12 protein-coding genes, 3 tRNA genes and 1 pseudogene are annotated in these 18,225 nt (G+C 60.0%); all 16 read left to right on the forward strand.

Features of this window, described 5'->3' with window-relative positions; all coding sequences use genetic code 11:
* Positions 1 to 114 (forward strand): annotated as a pseudogene (locus tag JAO85_RS17805) (elongation factor Tu); the annotation flags it as partial.
* 9 nt (positions 115 to 123) lie between these two features.
* Positions 124 to 199, forward strand: a tRNA-Trp gene (locus JAO85_RS17810).
* Between the two features lie 87 nt (positions 200 to 286).
* Positions 287 to 670 carry a preprotein translocase subunit SecE gene (secE, locus tag JAO85_RS17815; protein WP_012836790.1) on the forward strand — a complete coding sequence of 128 codons (384 nt, stop codon included), beginning with the start codon at positions 287 to 289 and terminating at the stop codon, positions 668 to 670.
* Complete coding sequence (gene nusG / locus JAO85_RS17820) at positions 670 to 1,257, forward strand: transcription termination/antitermination protein NusG (protein WP_003065695.1); 588 nt, start codon at positions 670 to 672, stop codon at positions 1,255 to 1,257. The genes secE and nusG overlap by 1 nt, the downstream gene beginning before the upstream one ends.
* 125 nt (positions 1,258 to 1,382) lie before the next feature.
* Positions 1,383 to 1,814 carry a 50S ribosomal protein L11 gene (gene rplK, locus JAO85_RS17825; RefSeq protein ID WP_003059339.1) on the forward strand — a complete coding sequence of 144 codons (432 nt, stop codon included), beginning with the start codon at positions 1,383 to 1,385 and terminating at the stop codon, positions 1,812 to 1,814.
* The gene (gene rplA / locus JAO85_RS17830) at positions 1,815 to 2,510 is read left to right on the forward strand and encodes a 50S ribosomal protein L1 (protein ID WP_003065693.1); all 696 of its coding nucleotides are present in this window, start codon (positions 1,815 to 1,817) and stop codon (positions 2,508 to 2,510) included.
* Positions 2,511 to 2,737: 227 nt separating this feature from the next.
* Entirely contained in the window at positions 2,738 to 3,262 is a 525-nt protein-coding gene (gene rplJ / locus JAO85_RS17835) for a 50S ribosomal protein L10 (RefSeq protein ID WP_003065692.1), read from the forward strand.
* Positions 3,263 to 3,298: 36 nt separating this feature from the next.
* Positions 3,299 to 3,676: a 50S ribosomal protein L7/L12 gene (gene rplL / locus JAO85_RS17840; RefSeq protein ID WP_003065690.1), complete on the forward strand. Its 378-nt coding sequence runs from the start codon at positions 3,299 to 3,301 to the stop codon at positions 3,674 to 3,676.
* 274 nt (positions 3,677 to 3,950) lie between these two features.
* Positions 3,951 to 8,063: a DNA-directed RNA polymerase subunit beta gene (gene rpoB / locus JAO85_RS17845; RefSeq protein WP_003065687.1), complete on the forward strand. Its 4,113-nt coding sequence runs from the start codon at positions 3,951 to 3,953 to the stop codon at positions 8,061 to 8,063.
* Between the two features lie 121 nt (positions 8,064 to 8,184).
* Positions 8,185 to 12,408, forward strand: coding sequence for a DNA-directed RNA polymerase subunit beta' (gene rpoC, locus JAO85_RS17850; protein WP_003065685.1), 4,224 nt, complete (start codon positions 8,185 to 8,187; stop codon positions 12,406 to 12,408).
* A 207-nt stretch (positions 12,409 to 12,615) separates the two neighbouring features.
* Positions 12,616 to 14,001: a 16S rRNA (cytosine(967)-C(5))-methyltransferase RsmB gene (gene rsmB / locus JAO85_RS17855; protein ID WP_202788660.1), complete on the forward strand. Its 1,386-nt coding sequence runs from the start codon at positions 12,616 to 12,618 to the stop codon at positions 13,999 to 14,001.
* 43 nt (positions 14,002 to 14,044) lie between these two features.
* On the forward strand, positions 14,045 to 14,614 hold the full coding sequence (locus JAO85_RS17860; RefSeq protein ID WP_034362111.1) for a DUF4390 domain-containing protein: 570 nt from the start codon (positions 14,045 to 14,047) through the stop codon (positions 14,612 to 14,614).
* Positions 14,614 to 16,935, forward strand: coding sequence for an ATP-binding protein (locus JAO85_RS17865; protein ID WP_012836793.1), 2,322 nt, complete (start codon positions 14,614 to 14,616; stop codon positions 16,933 to 16,935). Before JAO85_RS17860 ends, JAO85_RS17865 begins: the two co-directional genes overlap by 1 nt.
* Positions 16,936 to 16,974: 39 nt before the next feature.
* Entirely contained in the window at positions 16,975 to 17,640 is a 666-nt protein-coding gene (locus JAO85_RS17870) for a response regulator (RefSeq protein ID WP_003065673.1), read from the forward strand.
* A gap of 86 nt (positions 17,641 to 17,726) precedes the next feature.
* Positions 17,727 to 17,802, forward strand: a tRNA-Phe gene (locus tag JAO85_RS17875).
* Between the two features lie 173 nt (positions 17,803 to 17,975).
* A tRNA-Phe gene (locus JAO85_RS17880) sits at positions 17,976 to 18,051 on the forward strand.
* Positions 18,052 to 18,225: the final 174 nt, after the last annotated feature.

Genomic DNA, 18,225 nt, shown 5'->3' on the forward strand with positions numbered 1-18,225 from the left:
TCGATCACTGTGAAGCTGATCTCCCCCATCGCCATGGAAGAAGGTCTGCGCTTCGCTATCCGCGAAGGTGGTCGTACTGTGGGCGCCGGTGTGGTTGCCACGATCATTGCATAATTGATTTGTAGGGGTATAGCTCAATTGGCAGAGCGTCGGTCTCCAAAACCGAAGGTTGTAGGTTCGATTCCTACTGCCCCTGCCACCTCTTAATGGTGGAATCAACAAGAGCCCGCCTTTGGCGGGCTTTTGTGTCTTGAAATTGCACATTTTTGTGCATTTGAAACAAAATATGGCCACTACTCAGGTTGAAACAGTCAGCTCTGCTGCTGACAAAGCAAAATTAGCCGCTGTTGCGGCTTTAGTTGTTGCTTCTATTGCTGGCTTTTATCTGTTGAGCAAGCAAGGTGCGCTGGTTCAGTGGGCGGCTCTGATTGTCGGCCTGGTGCTGGCTGCTGGCGTGTTTCTGATCTCTGAGCCGGGCAAGCGCTTCATTGGCTTTGCTCGTGATGCTTGGCGTGAGGTGAAGAAGGTGGTCTGGCCCACCCGCAAGGAAACCATGCAGATGACACTGTATGTCTTTGCGTTTGTGGTGGTGATGGCCTTGTTCTTGTGGTTCACCGATAAGACGCTTGAATGGGTCTTGTACGACTTGATTTTGGGCTGGAGGAAGTAATGGCTGATGCAGTCGAAACAGATGTGAATGGTGGAGCAGCGGGACCCGCCAATCCCGATCTGCGCTGGTATATCGTCCATGCCTATTCGGGTATGGAGAAAGCTGTCGAGCGCAATATTGCGGAGCGTATTGCTCGCTCGGACATGCAGTCCAAGTTTGGCCGCATCCTGGTGCCTTCCGAAGAAGTGGTGGAAATGCGCAACGGCACTCGCCGCACCACAGAGCGCCGCCTGTTCCCCGGTTATGTGTTCGTCGAAATGGTGATGGATGACGATACCTGGCACCTGGTGAAGCACACCAGCAAGGTGACCGGTTTCGTTGGCGGTGCCAAGAACCGTCCTGCCCCCATTTCTGAAGAAGAAGTTCGCAAGATCGTCGACCAGATGCAGGAGGGCACCGAAAAGCCCCGCCACAAAGTCGAGTTCATGGTCGGCGAAATGGTTCGTGTCAAGGAAGGTCCATTCGCGGACTTCAATGGCTCCGTCGAGGAAGTCAACTACGAAAAGAACCGTCTGCGTGTCTCGGTCACCATCTTTGGCCGCGCGACTCCTGTGGAATTGGAATTCTCTCAAGTTGAGAAAACTTGAGATTCGCAATAGAATCTAGGGCTTCGCATTTTTTGACTCGATGCGAAGCTTTTTTATAGAGTCAGCAACCTCGGGGAGCTGTTTGCAGATATTGCAAATGGCGCTATACCCGTAAGGAGCTCAACATGGCGAAAAAAATCGTCGGCTTCATCAAGCTGCAAGTGCCAGCTGGTAAGGCCAATCCTTCTCCTCCCATTGGTCCTGCGCTGGGTCAGCGCGGCCTCAACATCATGGAATTCTGCAAGGCGTTCAACGCCCAGACCCAAGGTGTCGAGCCCGGCCTGCCTCTGCCCGTGGTGATCACGGCTTTTGCTGACAAGAGCTTCACGTTCGTCATCAAGACTCCTCCCGCAACCGTTCTGATCAAGAAGGCTGTGAAGCTGGACAAGGGCTCTTCCAATCCTCTGAAGAACAAGGTTGGCAAGATCACACGTGCTCAGCTGGAAGAAATCGCCAAGACCAAGCTGAAGGACATGAACGCCGCTGACGTTGACGCTGCTGTGCGTACGCTGGCTGGTTCTGCCCGTTCGATGGGCGTGATCGTGGAGGGTGTGTAAATGGCCAAGTTGACCAAGAAGCAAAAAGCTCTCCAGGGCAAGGTTGATTCCAACAAGCTGTACTCTTTCGCTGACGCCGTGGCGCTGGTGAAGGAAGCTGCAACTGCCAAGTTCGATGAATCCATCGACGTGGCCGTGCAACTGGGCGTGGATGCCAAGAAGTCGGACCAAGTGGTGCGTGGCGCCGTGGTGCTGCCTCACGGTACCGGCAAGACTGCTCGCGTGGCTGTGTTCGCACAAGGCGCCAAGGCTGAAGAAGCCAAGGCCGCCGGCGCTGACGTGGTCGGCATGGACGACCTGGCTGCTCAAGTCAAGGCCGGCGACATGCCCTTCGACGTGGTGATCGCTGCTCCCGACGCTATGCGCGTTGTGGGCCAGCTGGGTCAGATCCTGGGCCCCCGCGGCCTGATGCCCAACCCCAAGGTTGGCACCGTGACTCCTGACGTCGCTACGGCCGTGAAGAACGCCAAGGCTGGTCAGGTGCAGTTCCGCGTGGACAAGGCTGGTATCGTGCACGGCACGATCGGTCGCCGTTCGTTCGATGCCGATAAGCTGCAGGGCAACCTGGCTGCTCTGATCGATGCACTGAACAAGGCCAAGCCTGCTTCCAGCAAGGGTCTGTACCTGCGCAAGGTGGCTGTTTCGTCGACCATGGGTGTGGGCGTTCGCGTCGATACACAATCCATCTCGGCGTAATTGCTAGAAATCGTCAGATGAGCTTTGCTCATCTGGTGTGGTGGGCTGCGGGAGTTGTTGCTCCTGCAGGTCATCCAAGACCGTTGGTGTGATTTGATCACTTAATCACGAAGGCCAACGCAGATGGCGATCCCGCTGCAGATGGAAATTTTTCCTAAACAGTTGGTCGCTGCAACAAGAGCGTGTATGCAGGGCTTGCCTTGCATATGCATTTGAAGGAGTAGACCTTGAGTCTTAATCGCAGTGAGAAAGAAGCGGTCATCAACGAAGTGACCAGCCTCGCCGCTAAAGCTCAAACGCTTGTGATCGCGGAATACCGTGGCATCACGGTCGCCGACATGACCAAACTGCGTGCCGATGCTCGCAGCAAGGGTGTGAGCCTGAGCGTGTTGAAGAACACCCTGGCCCGCCGTGCTGTTGCCGGTAGCGCGTTTGACGTGGTGGCTGACCAGATGACTGGTCCCCTGATCTATGGCTTCTCTGAAGACGCAGTGGCTGCCGCCAAGGTGGTGGCCGACTTCGCGAAGACCAACGACAAGTTGGTGATTCGCGGTGGCGCGTTCGGAGGCAAGGCCCTGGACATCGACGGCGTTAAGCAACTGGCAAACATCCCCTCCAAGGAAGTACTGCTCGCACAACTGTGCGGCTTGCTCATGTCGCCTATCTCGCGTACAGCCGTTGTGCTGGGCGCTCTGGCGGCCAAGAAGGGCGAAGGCTCTGCCGAAGCGGCAACAGAAACAGCCGCAGCCTGAGTGCTCGGCAAAACCAACCAATTTTAGGAAATCAAAATGGCATTCGATAAAGACGCATTCCTGACCGCCCTGGACAGCATGACTGTTCTGGAACTGAACGACCTGGTCAAGGCTATTGAAGAGAAGTTTGGCGTGTCCGCCGCTGCTATGGCTGCTCCCGCTGCTGGCGGCGCTGCTGGTGGCGCTGCTGCTGCTGAAGAAAAGACCGAGTTCAACGTCGTTCTGACCGACGCTGGCGCTAACAAGGTGTCCGTGATTAAGGCTGTGCGCGAAATCACCGGCCTGGGTCTGAAGGAAGCCAAGGATCTGGTCGACGGCGCTCCCAAGACCGTGAAGGAAGCCGCTCCCAAGGCTGACGCTGAAGCCGCTGTGAAGAAGCTGGTTGAAGCCGGTGCCAAGGCTGAACTGAAGTAATTCAGTGAAATCAAGGGCTGGAGACTCGTAAAAGGGTCTCCAGCCTTTGGCGCTTGTGGAGTGCGCTTAAAGAACACACCAAAAAGCAGGTTTCCTAGGGAGTCTGCTTTTTAGTGTCTTCTGACAATCCGACAGCAGAAGATGCCTTGGTTCGGGCGATGTGCAACGCATCGCCGTCAGCCATGGTTGGTAGTGGCCAACCGCCAAGCCCGCAGGAGAACCCTGTGGGGCAGTCGTCGCAGACCCAGGACTCATGTCTTTGCCCGGAGATCTCATGGCCTATTCTTATACCGAACGCAAGCGAATCCGCAAAAGCTTCGGGAGCCGCGATAGCGTGCTCGAAGTGCCTTATCTGCTGCAGATGCAAAAAGATGCCTATACAGCATTCCTGCAGGCAGATGTAGCCCCCAAAAAACGTACCATTGATGGCCTGCAAGCGGCCTTCAATTCCGCCTTCCCCATCGTCTCCCACAATGGTTTTGTGGAGATGAAGTTTGTCGAGTACAACCTCGCCAAGCCCGCTTTCGACGTGCGTGAATGCCAGACCCGTGGTCTGACCTTCGCCTCCGCTGTCCGCGCCAAGGTCCAGCTGATCATCTATGACCGCGAGTCCTCCACGGCTCAGTCCAAGGTGGTCAAGGAAGTGAAGGAACAAGAGGTCTACATGGGCGAAGTGCCCCTGATGACCGACAAGGGTTCGTTCATCATCAACGGTACCGAGCGCGTGATCGTGTCTCAGCTGCACCGTTCGCCTGGCGTGTTCTTCGAGCACGACAAGGGCAAGACCCATAGCTCGGGCAAGCTGCTGTTCTCGGCTCGCATCATTCCTTACCGCGGCTCCTGGCTGGACTTCGAGTTCGACCCCAAGGACCTGCTGTACTTCCGCGTCGACCGTCGCCGCAAGATGCCTGTGTCGATCCTGCTGAAGGCCATCGGCATGACGCCCGAGACCATCCTGGCAACGTTCTTCGTGAACGACAACTTCCGCCTGATGGACAGCGGTGCGCAGATGGAATTCGTGGCCGATCGCCTGAAGGGCGAAGTCGCGCGTTTCGACATCACCGACAAGTCCGGCAAGGTCGTGGTCGCCAAGGACAAGCGCATCACCGCTCGCCACACCCGCGAGTTGGAGCAGTCCGGCACCAAGTTCGTCAGCGTGCCCGAAGACTTCCTGCTGGGTCGTGTGCTGGCCAAGAACATCGTTGATCCCGATACCGGCGAAATCATCGCCAAGGCCAACGAAGAACTGACCGAAGCCCTGCTCAAGAAGCTGCGCAGCGCCGGCGTGCAGGACGTTCAGTGCATCTACACCAACGAACTGGACCAGGGCGCCTACATCTCGCAGACCCTGCGCACCGATGAAACCGTGGACGAGTTCGCTGCCCGCGTTGCCATCTACCGCATGATGCGTCCTGGCGAGCCTCCTACCGAGGACGCCGTGCAGGCCCTGTTCCAGCGCCTGTTCTACAACGCCGACACCTATGATCTGTCGCGCGTGGGCCGCATGAAGTTCAACGCCAAGATCGGCCGCGAAGGCGCGACCGGTCCCATGGTGCTGTCCAACGAAGACATCCTGGCCGTGGTCAAGATCCTGGTGGACCTGCGCAATGGCCGTGGCGAAGTCGACGATATCGACCACCTGGGCAACCGCCGCGTGCGTTGCGTGGGCGAACTGGCCGAGAACCAGTACCGCACCGGTCTGGCGCGTATCGAAAAGGCTGTGAAGGAACGTCTGGGTCAGGCCGAGCAAGAGCCTCTGATGCCTCACGACCTGATCAACTCCAAGCCCATCTCTGCGGCCCTGAAGGAGTTCTTCGGTGCCTCGCAGCTGTCGCAGTTCATGGACCAGACCAACCCTCTGGCAGAAATCACGCACAAGCGTCGTGTTTCCGCCCTGGGCCCAGGCGGTCTGACCCGCGAACGTGCTGGCTTTGAAGTGCGTGACGTGCACGTGACCCACTACGGTCGCGTCTGCCCTATCGAAACGCCTGAAGGTCCCAACATCGGTCTGATCAACTCGCTGGCTCTGTACGCCCGCCTGAACGAGTACGGTTTCATCGAAACCCCGTACCGTCGCGTGGTGGACGGCAAGGTGACGATGGACATCGACTATCTGTCGGCCATCGAAGAAGGCAAGTACGTGATCGCCCAGGCCAACGCCGATCTGGATGCCGAAGGCAATCTGGTGGGCGAGCTGGTGTCGGCCCGTGAAGCCGGTGAATCGACCCTGGTGTCGGCCGAGCGCGTGCAATACATGGACGTGTCGCCTGCGCAGATCGTGTCCGTGGCCGCCTCGCTGATTCCCTTCCTGGAACACGACGATGCGAACCGTGCCTTGATGGGCGCCAACATGTCGCGTCAGGCCGTGCCTGTGCTGCGTCCTGAAAAGCCCATGGTCGGTACCGGTATCGAGCGCGTTGCTGCCGTGGACTCCGGCACCGTGGTCACTGCCAAGCGCGGCGGTATCGTGGACTATGTCGACGCCACCCGCATCGTGATCCGTGTGAACGACGACGAAGCCGTGGCCGGTGAAGTCGGCGTGGACATCTACAACCTGATCAAGTATCAGCGTTCCAACCAGAACACCAACATCCACCAGCGCCCCATCGTCAGCCGTGGCGACAAGCTGGCCAAGGGTGATGTGCTGGCGGACGGCGCTTCGACCGATCTGGGCGAAATCGCCATCGGCCAGAACATGCTGATCGCGTTCATGCCCTGGAACGGCTACAACTACGAAGACTCGGTGATGATCAACGAGCGCATCGTGGCTGACGATCGCTACACCTCGATCCACATCGAAGAGCTGGTGGTGATGGCTCGCGACACCAAGCTGGGTGCCGAAGAAATCACACGCGACATCCCCAACCTGTCCGAGCAGCAACTGAACCGCCTGGACGAGTCCGGCATCATCTACGTGGGCGCCGAAGTGCAACCCGGCGATGTGCTGGTGGGCAAGGTCACACCCAAGGGCGAGACCACGCTGACGCCTGAAGAGAAGTTGCTGCGCGCCATCTTCGGCGAGAAGGCTTCCGACGTGAAGGACACTTCTCTGCGTGTGGATCAGGGCTCGCAAGGTACCGTGATCGACGTGCAGGTGTTCACGCGTGAAGGCATCCAGCGCGACAAGCGCGCCCAGCAGATCATCGACGATGAACTCAAGCGCTTCCGCCTGGACCTGAACGACCAGCTGCGCATTGTGGAAGCCGACGCTTTCGACCGTATCGAGAAGCTGCTGACCGGCCGCGTGGCCAACGGCGGTCCTCAGAAGCTGTCCAAGGGCGCCAAGATCGACAAGGCCTATCTGGACGGCGTGGAGAAGTTCCACTGGTTCGACATTCGCCCTGCCGAAGACGATGTGGCCGCTCAGCTGGAGTCCATCAAGAACTCCATCGAGCAGCAGCGTCACACCTTCGACCTGGCGTTCGAAGAAAAGCGCAAGAAGCTCACGCAAGGCGACGAGCTGCCGGCCGGCGTGCTCAAGATGGTCAAGGTCTACCTGGCCGTCAAGCGTCGTCTGCAGCCCGGCGACAAGATGGCCGGCCGTCACGGCAACAAGGGTGTGGTCTCCAAGATCACTCCTGTGGAAGACATGCCTTTCCTGGCCGACGGCACCACTGCCGACATCGTGCTGAACCCGCTGGGCGTACCTTCGCGTATGAACATCGGTCAGGTGCTGGAAGTGCACTTGGGCTGGGCCGGCAAGGGCCTGGGCCAGCGCATCGGCGACATGCTGCAAAAGGAAGCCCGCGCTGCTGAAGTGCGTGCCTTCCTGGAAGAGATCTACAACCGCAGCGGCCGCAAGGAAGAGCTGTCTCAGCTGGACGACGGCGAAGTCATGTCCATGGCCAAGGAGCTGACCACGGGCGTGCCGTTCGCAACGCCGGTGTTCGACGGTGCTTCCGAAGCCGAAATCAAGGACATGCTGAAGCTGGCCTACCCTGACGACATCGCTGCCGCCAAGGGTCTGACCGAGACACGCACTCAGGCTTATCTGTATGACGGCCGCACCGGCGAGCGCTTCGAGCGTCCGACCACCGTGGGCTATATGCACTACCTGAAGCTGCACCACTTGGTCGACGACAAGATGCATGCCCGCTCCACCGGTCCTTACTCGCTGGTGACGCAACAGCCTCTGGGCGGTAAGGCCCAGTTCGGTGGTCAGCGTTTCGGTGAAATGGAAGTGTGGGCGCTGGAAGCTTACGGCGCCGCCTATGTGCTGCAGGAAATGCTGACTGTGAAGTCCGACGACGTGGTCGGTCGTACCAAGGTGTACGAGTCCATCGTCAAGGGCGAGCACTCGATCGAAGCGGGCATGCCCGAATCGTTCAACGTGCTGGTCAAGGAAATCCGCTCTCTGGGCTTGGACATCGAGCTCGAACGTTCTTAAGCCCTATTAAACAGAGAGCTGCAACCGCTTTAAAACAAAGGATTTGCGCTTGGTTCGTTGCTGAAACCAAGGCAAATCCAGCGGTGGCTGCAATGATTTTTGACGAAAAGGAAAGAGTTACATGAAATCGCTACTCGACCTGTTCAAGCAATTTACGCCTGATGAGCATTTCGATGCCATCAAGATCGGCCTGGCCTCGCCCGAGAAGATCCGTTCCTGGTCTTTCGGCGAAGTGAAGAAGCCTGAAACGATCAACTACCGTACTTTCAAGCCCGAGCGTGATGGTCTGTTCTGCGCCAAGATCTTTGGCCCGATCAAGGACTACGAATGCCTGTGCGGCAAGTACAAGCGCCTCAAGCACCGCGGTGTGATCTGCGAGAAGTGCGGCGTTGAAGTCACACAGACCAAGGTGCGTCGCGAACGCATGGGTCACATCGACTTGGCCGCGCCCTGCGCCCACATCTGGTTCCTGAAGTCCCTGCCTTCGCGCCTGGGCCTGGTGCTGGACATGACGCTGCGCGACATCGAGCGCGTGCTGTACTTCGAAGCCTATGTGGTGACCGACCCCGGCATGACTCCGCTGAAGAAGTTCAGCATCATGACCGAGGACGACTACGACGCCAAGCAACTCGAGTACGGCTACGATGAGTTCACCGCCAAGATGGGCGCTGAAGGCATCAAGGACCTGCTCGAAGGCATCGACATCGACGTCGAGATCGAGCGCCTGCGCAACGATCTGACCGGCTCCGAAGTCAAGGTCAAGAAGAACGCCAAGCGCCTGAAGCTGCTGGAAGCGTTCAAGAAGTCCGGCATCAAGCCCGAGTGGATGGTGATGGAAGTGCTGCCCGTGCTGCCTCCCGATCTGCGTCCTCTGGTGCCTCTGGACGGTGGCCGTTTCGCCACTTCCGACCTGAACGACCTGTACCGCCGCGTCATCAACCGCAACTCGCGTCTGCGTCGTCTGCTCGAGCTCAAGGCTCCTGAAATCATCGCGCGCAACGAAAAGCGCATGTTGCAGGAAGCGGTGGACTCGTTGCTGGACAATGGCCGTCGCGGCAAGGCCATGACGGGCGCCAACAAGCGTGCCCTGAAGTCTCTGGCCGACATGATCAAGGGCAAGAGCGGTCGTTTCCGTCAGAACTTGCTGGGCAAGCGCGTGGACTACTCCGGTCGTTCCGTGATTACCGTGGGTCCTTACCTCAAGCTGCACCAGTGCGGTCTGCCCAAGCTGATGGCGCTGGAGCTGTTCAAGCCCTTCATCTTCGCGCAGCTCGAGCAGCGCGGCATCGCCACGACCATCAAGGCTGCCAAGAAGGAAGTGGAAGCCGGTACGCCCGTGGTGTGGGACATCCTTGAAGAAGTCATCAAGGAACACCCCATCATGCTCAACCGTGCGCCTACGCTGCACCGTCTGGGTATCCAGGCTTTCGAGCCCATCCTGATCGAAGGCAAGGCCCTGCAACTGCACCCGCTGGTCTGCGCGGCCTTCAACGCCGACTTCGACGGTGACCAGATGGCTGTTCACGTGCCCCTGTCTGTGGAAGCGCAGATGGAAGCCCGCGTGCTGATGCTGGCCTCGAACAACGTGCTGTTCCCCGCTTCGGGCGAACCCTCCATCGTTCCTTCGCAGGACGTGGTGCTGGGTCTGTATCACGCCACGCGTGAAAAGATCAACGGCAAGGGCGAAGGCATGGTGTTTGCCGACCTGATGGAGCTGCAACGCGCTCTGGATGCCGGCGAGACCGAGCTGCACGCCAAGATCAGCGTGCGCCTGACCGAGTGGAACAAGAACAAGGAAACCGGCGAATTCGAGCCCGTGACCTCGCTCGTGGAAACCACCGTGGGCCGTGCCCTGCTGTCTGAAATCCTGCCCAAGGGCCTGGCTTTCAGCAACATGAACAAGGCGCTGAAGAAGAAGGAAATCTCCAAGCTGATCAACGCCTCCTTCCGCAAGTGCGGTCTGAAGGCCACGGTCGTGTTTGCCGACAAGCTGCTGCAAAACGGTTTCCGTCTGTCCACGCACGCCGGTATCTCGATCTCCATCGACGACATGCTGGTGCCTCCGCAAAAGGCCGACATCCTGGCCCGCGCAGAGTCCGAAGTGAAGGAAATCGAACAGCAGTACGTCTCGGGTCTGGTGACCTCGGGCGAGCGCTACAACAAGGTGGTGGACATCTGGGGCAAGGCCGGCGACGACGTGTCCAAGGTGATGATGGACCAGCTCAAGGTCCAGAAGACCACCGACCGTCACGGCAACGAAGTCGATCAGGAATCGTTCAATGCGATTTACATGATGGCCGACTCCGGCGCCCGTGGCTCCGCAGCGCAGATTCGTCAGCTGGCCGGTATGCGTGGTCTGATGGCCAAGCCTGACGGCTCCATCATTGAGACGCCTATCACCGCGAACTTCCGCGAAGGCCTCAACGTGCTGCAGTACTTCATCTCGACCCACGGTGCCCGTAAGGGTCTGGCCGACACGGCGCTGAAGACGGCTAACTCCGGTTACCTGACTCGTCGTCTGGTGGACGTGACGCAGGATCTGGTCGTGAACGAACAGGATTGCGGTACCTCCAACGGTTATCTGATGCGCGCCATCGTCGAAGGCGGTGAAGTGATCGAATCCCTGCGCGATCGCGTGCTGGGCCGTTCGACCGCCGAAGAAGTGCTGCACCCCGAAACCCGTGCCGTGCTGGTGCCTGCCGGCACCCTGCTCAACGAAGACACCATCGAAGAGCTGGAAGCCCAGGGCGTGGACGAAATCAAGGTGCGTACGGCTCTGACCTGCGAAACCCGTTTCGGCCTGTGCGCAACCTGCTACGGTCGCGACCTGGGCCGCGGCGGCCTGATCAACCTCGGCGAAGCCGTGGGTGTGATCGCTGCCCAGTCCATCGGCGAACCCGGCACGCAGCTGACCATGCGTACCTTCCACATCGGTGGTGCCGCTTCGCGTGCCGCCATCGCCTCGAGCGTGGAAGCCAAGTCCAATGGTGTCATCGGCTTCAACAGCACGATGCGCTATGTGTCCAACACCAAGGGCGAGCTGGTGGTGATTTCGCGTTCCGGCGAGATCGTGATCAGCGAAAACGGCCGCGAGCGCGAGCGTCACAAGGTGCCTTACGGCGCCGTGCTGACCATCAAGCCCGATGAAGCCATCAAGGCCGGCAAGATCCTGGCGAACTGGGACCCGCTGACCCGACCCATCATTACCGAATACGCCGGTCAAGTGCGTTTCGAGAATGTGGAAGAAGGTCTGACGGTGGCCAAGCAGGTTGACGAAGTGACCGGTCTGTCCACTCTGGTGGTGATCGACCCCAAGCGTCGTGGCTCTGCCAAGGTGGTGCGCCCCCAGGTCAAGCTGATCGACGCCAACAACCAGGAAGTCAAGATCCCTGGTACCGACCACGCCGTGACGATCGGCTTCCAGGTCGGCGCCCTGATTCAGGTGCGCGACGGCCAGGACGTGGGCCCCGGCGAAGTGCTGGCCCGTATCCCTGTGGAAGGCCAGAAGACCCGCGACATTACCGGTGGTCTGCCCCGTGTGGCCGAACTGTTCGAAGCCCGTACGCCCAAGGACAAGGGCACTCTGGCCGAGATGACCGGTACCGTGTCCTTCGGCAAGGAAACCAAGGGCAAGATCCGCCTGCAGATCACCGATCTGGAAGGCAAGGTCTGGGAAGAACTGGTGCCCAAGGAGCGCAACATTCTGGTCCACGAAGGCCAGGTGGTGAACAAGGGCGAGTCCATCGTTGACGGTCCTGCCGATCCTCAAGACATCCTGCGTCTGCTGGGTATCGAAGAGCTGTCGCGCTACATCGTGGACGAGGTGCAGGACGTTTACCGCCTGCAGGGTGTGAAGATCAACGACAAGCACATCGAAGTGATCGTGCGTCAGATGCTGCGTCGCGTGATCATCGAGAACTCCGGCGATACCACCTACATCCAGGGTGAACAGGTCGAGCGTTCCGAGGTGCTCAACACCAACGAACAGATGCAGAAGGAAGGCAAGCTGCCTGCCACGTACTCCAACGTGCTGCTGGGCATCACCAAGGCTTCGCTGTCGACCGACTCGTTCATCTCTGCGGCTTCCTTCCAGGAAACCACCCGTGTTCTGACCGAAGCTGCCATCATGGGCAAGCGCGACGAGCTGCGTGGCCTGAAGGAAAACGTGATCGTGGGTCGTCTGATCCCCGCCGGTACCGGTCTGGCCTATCACCAGGCTCGCAAGGCCAAGGACGAAATGGACGATGCCGAGCGTCGTGCCATCGCCGAAGCCGAAGAAGCCGAGCTGGCCGGTGTGCTGGCTGATGACGTCGAAGCACCTGCTGGCGACGCCTCTGCCGACTAAGCATGGCACTGGGCCGCGGCCGGTAACGGCTGCGGTTCGCTGCTGATGCACCGCGCTCCCGCTCTGCCTTGTGCAGACGGGAGCGTTTTTCATTGATCAAGACACGATTTGCGCAAGCTCGGATCAGACAGGGTGTTTTCTCGATAGAAATGCCCGCTGTGCATCCTGGTCTGCGTCAGTTCTACAAGATTTTCAGGTCTGCTCTTCATGACTTCCAAGCCTTCCCAACCCAAGAACGCCGCTGCAGGTGCTGCCGTGCCCAACGCTCCTGCTCTGTGGCAACAGCTGGATGCAGTGGCCAAGGCCTTGCACGGCATCCTGGGTGGTCAGTCCAGCAAGGCTGTGCTGGCACAGGTGCCGCAGCGCTTGCGTCCGGGAGTGCAGGCCTTGCTGTTCCAGGTGCTGCGCAATCTGGGGCGCGCCCAGGCGCTGCAAAAGCAGCTGGCGCCGCGCCCACCGGCACCCAAGGTCAGTGCCTTGTTGAGCACGGCGCTGGCACTGGCCTGGGATGAGACCCAAGCCCCATATCCGCCCTTCACCCTGGTCAACCAGGCCGTGGAAGCCGCCAAGAACGGCGCGGCACGCGCGCAGTCCGGCTTCATCAACGCCTGCCTGCGCCGCTTTCTGCGCGAGCGCGATGCCCTGGTGAGCGCGACCGACAACGATCCCGTGGCCGTCTGGAATCACCCCGCATGGTGGATTGCCCGGCTCAAAAAAGACCATCCCCAGGACTGGCAGACCATTCTGGCGGCCAACAACGCCCAGCCGCCCATGACGCTGCGGGTGAATGCACAGAAAAGCACTCCAGCTCAGTATCGGAAGGCGCTGGAAGCCATGAATCTGAAAGCGACCGCAGTCGCCGAATGCGGTCTGCAGCTGGAGCAGGCCGTGCCTGTGCAGGAGCTGCCGCAGTTTGAAGAAGGTTGGGCCTCGGTGCAGGACGGCGCGGCACAGGCCGCTGCACCGCTGCTGCTGGCCGGTTTGCCCGAGCCCCAGGGCCGCCCGCTGCGCGTGCTGGATGCCTGTGCTGCGCCCGGCGGCAAGACTGCCCATCTGCTTGAGCGCGCTGCGCCCGGCGGCATCGAAGTCACGGCCCTGGAGATCGACCCCGAGCGGGCTCGCCGCATCGGTGAAACCTTGTCGCGCCTGGGCCTGAAGGCCAAGGTGCTGGTGGCCGATGCGTCCGCGCCCCAGGCGTGGTTCGAATCGCAATGTGGCGCTCAGCTCTTCGATGCGATCTTGCTCGATGCGCCTTGCACGGCATCTGGCATTGTGCGTCGCCAGCCCGATGTGCGCTGGCTGCGCCGTGAGAGCGATGTGGCACAGCTGGCAGACATCCAGTCCAGGCTGCTCGATACCCTGTGGCCGCTGCTGCAGCCCGGCGGCCGCATGGTCTATTGCACCTGCTCGGTCTTCAAGGCCGAGGGCGATGCCCAGATGCAAGCGTTTCTTGCACGCAACACTACGGCGGCCAGCTTGCCTGCTCCGGGTCATTTAATTCCCGGCAAAGCTGCCAAACACGATTCCGTGGCAGACAATCCCCTGGGTGACCACGACGGCTTTTTTTACGCTCTGCTGGAAAAATTGCGCTAACGCTGTAGCGGGGGCCTTGCGGCGTGCGACCCGTGCAGCTTCGCTGGTGCTGGCGCTGTCCCTGGTTTTCGTGCTGGCCCGGGCCGATACCGTGCCGCCGGATATCAGCTCCATGCAGGTTACGCGTACCGACGAGGGGGTGTTTCTCTCGGCCAATCTGCAGTTCGAGCTGCCCGGTCAGGTTGAAGATGCCCTGCGCCAGGGCATTCCCATGTATTTCATTGCCGAGGCTCAGGTGCAGCGCGAGCGCTGGTACTGGTCCGACCAGCAATTGGGCGTCGCCACCCGCTATTACCGCATTACGCACCAGCCGCTGACCAGGCGCTGGCGTTTGCATATCTCCAATTCCGCCTTCACCGGCGGCAGCGGCACCGGACTGGCGCTGGGCCAGTCCTACGAGCAGCTGGAGGATGCCATCGCAGCCATTCAACGCATTTACCGCTGGAAGATTCTGGACTCCGGCCAGCTCGGCTCCACTTCCGGCGTCTCGGTGCAACTGCGCTTTCGCGTAGATCTGTCGTCCCTGCCCAGACCTTTACAGATTGGGGCACTGGGGCGCTCGGGCTGGAATCTGCAACTGTCGCGCACGCAGACGCTGGAGGCCGCTCCCTGATGGCTGACATCAAGCTCCCGGACGGCGAAGCCGGCGGCTCCTCTGCCGCGCGCTGGTCGCGCGCCACGCGCTGGGCCGTTGGCACGGGCGTGGCGCTGATGGTGGTGGTGGGGGTGCTGCTGCTGTTCCTGCTGACCCTGGCCACGAATAACCGGCTGGCCTATGAGCGCAACTACAACTGGCTGTTTGCCGCCAATGTCGTTGTGGCCGGATTGCTGCTGCTGGTGCTGTTCTGGGGCGGCTTGCGCCTGGCTCTGAGGCTCAGGCGCGGGCGTTTTGGCAGCAAGCTGTTGCTCAAGCTGGCGGGCATCTTCACCCTGGTGGGTTTGCTGCCGGGCTTGTTGATCTATGTGGTGTCCTACCAGTTCGTCTCACGCTCCATCGAGAGCTGGTTTGACGTCAAGGTCGAGGGGGCCTTGTCTGCGGGCGTGAGCCTGGCCAGTGCCACACTGGATACCGTGGCCAATGACATGGCCAACAACACGCGCACGGCAGGCCTTCAGCTGTCTCAGACTTCGGATGCAGGGGCGGCACTGATGCTGGAGCGCATCCGAGATCAGATCGGAGCCTCCGATGTGGTGCTCTGGAATGCATCAGGCAAGGCCATTGCCAGTGCCGGTCAGTCTCAGTTCAGCCTCGCGCCCGAGCGGCCCAACACCCAGCTGCTGCGCAGCTTGAGGGAGCAGGGCGGTCAGCGTGCCGTGGCCAGCATCGAAGGCCTGGATGATGCCGGCGACGTGCCTGCCGATCAGGCCGCGGCCAACGCCAAGGTGCGCACACTGGCGCTGGTGCCCAGCTCGGCAGTGAATCTGTTGGAGGAGGCGCGTTATCTGCAGGCCACGATTCCCTTGCCGCAAGCCCTGGTCAGCAATGCCCTGGCCGTGCAGGAGGCCAATCGCGAGTATCAGGAGCGAGCACTTGCTCGCGGTGGATTGCAGCGCATGTATATCGGCACTCTGACGCTGGCGCTCTTTCTGGCCGTGTTTGGGGCCGTGGTGCTGGCCGTGGTGCTGGGCAACCAACTGGCCAAGCCCTTGTTGTTGCTGGCCCAGGGCATGCGCGATGTGGCGCGTGGCGATTTGCGCCCCAAGCCTGCGCTGCAGAGCAAGGACGAGATTGGCGGGCTGACGCGCTCTTTTGCCGTCATGACCCAGCAACTGGCCGACGCACGCTCCGACGCCAACCGCAATCTGCTGCAACTCGATGCGGCGCGCAGCAATCTGCAGACCATTCTGGACAACCTTACTTCGGGCGTCATCGTGCTCGATCGCTCCGGACGCATCGTGCTCAGCAATCCCGGTGCAACACGCATTCTGCGTGCGCCCATGGCAGTGTTCCAGGGCAAGCGCCTGCGCGATGTCTCGGGTTTGCAGGACTTTGCGCGCGTGGTGCAGGAGCAGTTCGAGATCTTTCTCGGCGATGCTTCGGCCGAGCAGGGGCGGGACCGCTGGCAGCAGGTCTATGAGCTGGACGCGGGCAACGGCAACGGCGATGTGGTGCACAACACCACTAGCCTGGTCATGCGCGGCGCGGAGCTGCCCGACGACCAGCGTCTGCTGGTGTTTGACGACATCTCGGAGATCGTCTCTGCCCAGCGCGCACAGGCCTGGGGCGAGGTGGCGCGCCGCGTGGCGCATGAGATCAAGAATCCGCTGACGCCGATTCAGCTGTCTGCCGAGCGTCTGGCGATGAAGCTGACCGACAAGCTGCAGCCTGCGGAGCAGGCGCTGCTGGCCAAATCCGTGAAGACCATCGTCGATCAGGTGGGGGCCATGAAGCGTCTGGTCGATGAGTTTCGTGAATATGCACGTTTGCCGGCTGCCAATCTGCAAGCGCTGGATCTGAATGCACTGGTCGCTGAGGTGCTGCAGCTCTATGGCGAAGAGAATGCGGCGGTGCGTGTGGAGGCATCGCTCGACGAAGCCTGTCCGCTGATTCAGGGCGATAGCCAGCAATTGCGTCAGGTCATCCACAATCTTTTGCAAAATGCGCAAGATTCCACGGCGCAAAGAGCGCAGGAAACAGGGCAGACTCCAGGATCCGTCACCATCGAAACCCGCTGGATGGACACGGCCCAGCGTGTGCGCCTGAGCATCAGCGACAGTGGCACAGGTTTTGCTCCCAATATTCTTCAAAGAGCCTTCGAGCCCTATGTGACCACCAAGTCTCGCGGCACAGGCCTGGGTTTGGCCGTGGTCAAAAAAATCGCCGACGAGCATGGCGCAAGAGTGGACCTGGGTAATCGAGAGGAAGACGGGGTAGTGCAAGGCGCGCGAGTGTCGCTATCATTTGTACCTAACGACCGTGCGGGGGCGGCTTGATCCCGCTTCGCACAAGGCATAGCAACAGGCTTTAGACACATGGCAAACATACTAGTGGTCGACGACGAACTGGGGATCCGGGATTTGTTGTCGGAAATCCTCAACGACGAAGGTCATAGTGTGGACGTGGCGGAGAACGCCACGCAGGCACGCGTATCCAGGGCAACCCACAACTACGATCTGGTGCTGCTGGACATCTGGATGCCGGACACCGACGGCGTCACCCTGCTCAAGGAATGGGCCACGGCCGGTCAGCTCACCATGCCCGTCATCATGATGAGCGGTCATGCGACCATCGAAACGGCCGTCGAGGCAACGCGCATCGGTGCACTGTCATTCCTCGAAAAGCCCATCACCATGCAGAAGCTGCTCAAGGCGGTGGAGCAGGGGCTGGCGCGAAGCACGGCCAGCCAGGGCTCGGAAACTGCAGCGCATGCCAGCAACGGCACGGCTCCATCGGCCGTGGTCAGCATCACGGCCCAGGCGGCGGAAGACAATCTGCCCAATTCGCACCAAGGCTTCGATCTCGACCGCCCCCTGCGCGAGGCGCGCGACGGCTTTGAAAAAGCCTATTTCGAATTCCACCTGGCACGCGAAGGCGGCTCCATGACGCGCGTGGCCGAGAAGACCGGCCTTGAGCGTACCCATCTGTATCGCAAGCTGCGCCAACTGGGCGTGGACCTTGGACGCAATCGCCGCGGATAATTTCCAAAAAAATTCGCAGTTTTCGATTTGGGCTCCAAAAGTGTGCCTATAATTGCAGCTTCAGCACTCAAGGGTGCCGAAGAAAAGGCCCGGTAGCTCAGTCGGTAGAGCAGAGGATTGAAAATCCTTGTGTCGGCGGTTCGATTCCGTCCCAGGCCACCAGATTCAAAGCCCTGAATCAGCAATGATTCAGGGCTTTTCTGCATCCGGACCTGCTTTTTCGGTGGCATAGCAGGCCGGCGAATGCTTGGGGCTGGAATGCCCAGGCGGGGCAGGATGCAGAAAAATATGCCTATAATCGCCGCTTCAGCAAATTCAAGTTGCTGGACAGCACAGGCCCGGTAGCTCAGTCGGTAGAGCAGAGGATTGAAAATCCTTGTGTCGGCGGTTCGATTCCGTCCCAGGCCACCAGATTCAAAGCCCCGGATCAGCAATGATCCGGGGCTTTTCTCATTGCAGCCTCGGAATGTCCGCAATGGGCTTTGGGTAATAAAAAGTAGAGCGGATTGCGCTTGTCTTTGCTTGATTTCAAAGCGTTTCAGCTCCAGTGCGCTTTGTTGGTATGCGCAACCAGCTTTTCATTTG

Origin of the sequence: Comamonas sp. NyZ500 (genome assembly GCF_016772095.1) — a bacterium.
GTDB classification, from domain to species: Bacteria; Pseudomonadota; Gammaproteobacteria; order Burkholderiales; family Burkholderiaceae_C; genus Comamonas; species Comamonas thiooxydans.